Below are 2,410 nucleotides of genomic sequence, written 5' to 3'. Positions count from 1 at the left end.
GGTCTATATGACCTATGCGGAGTTCGAGGCTTTGAAGGAACGGTCGGCGGCGGTTGGCGGCCAGGACTATGTCAATCCGCGCAATACGGCGGCCGGATCCCTGCGTCAGAAGGATCCGTCCGTTACCGCCAGCCGCAACCTCAAGTTCTTAGCCTACGCCTGGGGCTACACGTCAGGGGATCCCGCTCCGACGCAATACGATTCAGTGCAAAAATTCGCTGAGTGGGGGTTCAAGATCAGTCCGCTGATGGTGCGGGCGAAGTCGGTCGACGATCTGGTCGCGCACTATCACCTGATCGAGGCCCAGCGCTCGTCGCTCGGCTACGACATCGACGGCGTCGTCTACAAGGTGGACCAGTTGGAATTGCAGCGCAGATGGGGTTTCGCCACTGGCGAACCACGCTGGGCTATCGCTCATAAATTTCCTGCCGAACAGGCAATGACGACCGTGCTCAGGATCGACATTCAGGTCGGCCGCACCGGCACCCTGGCGCCCGTTGCACGGCTTGCGCCCGTCACGGTTGGCGGCGTGGTGGTCGAAAATGTCACGCTTCACAATGAAGACTACATCAAGGGTCTCGACAGCAACGGCCAGCCAATCCGCGACGGCTGTGACGTGCGTATTGGCGACACAGTCGTCATCCAGCGGGCGGGCGACGTCATTCCGCAGATCGTCAGCGTCGTTATCGACAAGCGCCCCGCTGATGCCGTGCCCTACGAATTCCCGCAGACCTGTCCAATCTGTGGCTCACCCGCAACGCGCGAGATCAACGAAAAGACCGGCAAGGAAGATTCCCGCCGACGCTGCACCGGCGAACTGATCTGTCCCGCGCAGGCCGTGGAAGGATTGCGCCACTTCGTGTCACGTGGCGCCATGGATATCGAAGGCCTGGGCGCCGAAAACATAGACCTGTTCTTCAATGCGGGATTGATCAAAACAGCCGCCGATATCTTTACTCTTAGGGATCGCCGTCCCGCCGTGACCAAGGCGCTGGCTGAGCGGCGCGAGGAGCAGGCCAGGCAGCGCGAGGCCGCATCGGGCAAGACGCGCAAGAATGTGCGCGGTGTGGAGGAACGCAACTACGAAGGTCTCGACAAGCTGTTCGCCGCCATCGACGCTCGCCGCGAACCGGAACTCGATCGCTTTATTTTCGCGCTGGGTATCCGCCATATCGGCGAGACCACGGCCGCTGTACTTGCCCGAACCTTCTCAACCATTGAGGAGTTGATCCGCATCGGCAAGGAGACTGCGGCGGCGGCCGATCCACACACCGTTTTCCCATCGATCAATGGCATCGGCGACACGGTGATAGGCGCGCTTCGCGATTTCTTCGGCAATGAACGCAACGACGAGGTGCTTGAAGTCTTGCTCGCGCAGGTCCACCCGAAGCCGTACATTGTGAACGTCTCAGCCGGCAATGCGGTCGCCGGCAAGACGATCGTGTTTACAGGCACGCTGGAAAAGATGACACGCCCCGAGGCCAAGGCGATGGCTGAACGTCTCGGCGCGAAGGTCGCCGGCTCAGTCTCTGCGAAGACCGATCTCGTGGTGGCAGGCCCAGGGGCCGGTTCCAAGCTGAAGGACGCGACCAAATTCGGCATCGAGGTGATCGACGAGGACACTTGGTTGCAGCGGATCGGCAAAGGAGCATGATGGCCGCTGCATTTAGCGGTTTCGGCCAAAAGGCCATTCCCTTCCTCAAGGCGCTCGATTTTCATCAGAGCCGGGAATGGTTTCTGGAAAACCGCGAGCTCTTCGAACGCGAGCTGCGCGACCCTTTCGGCGATCTGGTCGAAACTCTCTCCGAGCGCTTCACGGCAGCGGGGCTGGGTTTGCGCGGCGATCGCAAGAAGTCGCTGTTCCGGATCAATCGCGACGTGCGTTTCTCCAGGGACAAAAGTCCTTACAACCGGCATCTGTCGGCGATCCTTTCGCCTGACGGCACCAAGATGGAGCAGGGGGTATTCTTCGTCCATATCGGGCTTGAGCGCTGCTTTGCCGGCGTTGCCTGGTGGCAGCCCGGGCCGTCGCTGTTGCTGGCGATGCGCAACGCCGTCGCGACGCGGCCGGGCGAATTCCGGGCGCTCATCAAAGCGCTGAAGAAAAACCGTCTCGAACTCGATGCGGAAGGTTGCATGAAGCGAGCGCCACGCGGCTTCGAGCATGTCACGGAGGCTGATCTCGCGGCGGCCATCCGCAACCGGCATTTCGCCGTCCGGTACGAAATCGACCCTGCGGGAATCTATGGGCCGGCATTGGTCGACGAGCTTGTCGATTTCGCCTTGCGGGCCAAGCCGCTGCTCGACTGGGGCAGGGCGATCGAAGCCAGGGTCCCGGTGGATTAATCTCCGAAGGATGGCGCAGGGCCTGACGTGCAACATGGCTGCGGCGATCATTTCCGCTGATCAT

At 61.2% G+C, this 2,410-nt stretch carries 2 protein-coding genes; both read left to right on the top strand.

What is annotated here, in order from left to right:
• On the top strand, positions 1-1,654 hold a 1,654-nt coding region (ligA, locus tag EOA86_RS30755), incomplete at its 5' end, for an NAD-dependent DNA ligase LigA (RefSeq protein ID WP_128345054.1).
• Positions 1,654-2,346, top strand: a complete 693-nt coding sequence (locus tag EOA86_RS30750) for a TIGR02453 family protein (protein ID WP_128345056.1) — start codon at positions 1,654-1,656, stop codon at positions 2,344-2,346. The genes ligA and EOA86_RS30750, both read left to right, overlap by 1 nt.
• The last annotated feature ends 64 nt before the right edge of the window (positions 2,347-2,410 follow it).

The sequence above is a fragment of the Mesorhizobium sp. M5C.F.Ca.IN.020.32.2.1 genome (assembly GCF_004023105.1).
Classification (GTDB): Bacteria; Pseudomonadota; Alphaproteobacteria; order Rhizobiales; family Rhizobiaceae; genus Mesorhizobium; species Mesorhizobium wenxiniae.
The sequence above is the reverse complement of the archived record's forward strand: the minus strand, read 5'-3'. Positions and strand labels throughout refer to the sequence as shown.

Excerpts from the sequence above, each read along its gene's own strand:
- EOA86_RS30750 (WP_128345056.1), top strand. The coding sequence starts at position 1,654 with ATGGCCGCTGCATTTAGCGGTTTCGGCCAAAAGGCCATTCCCTTCCTC.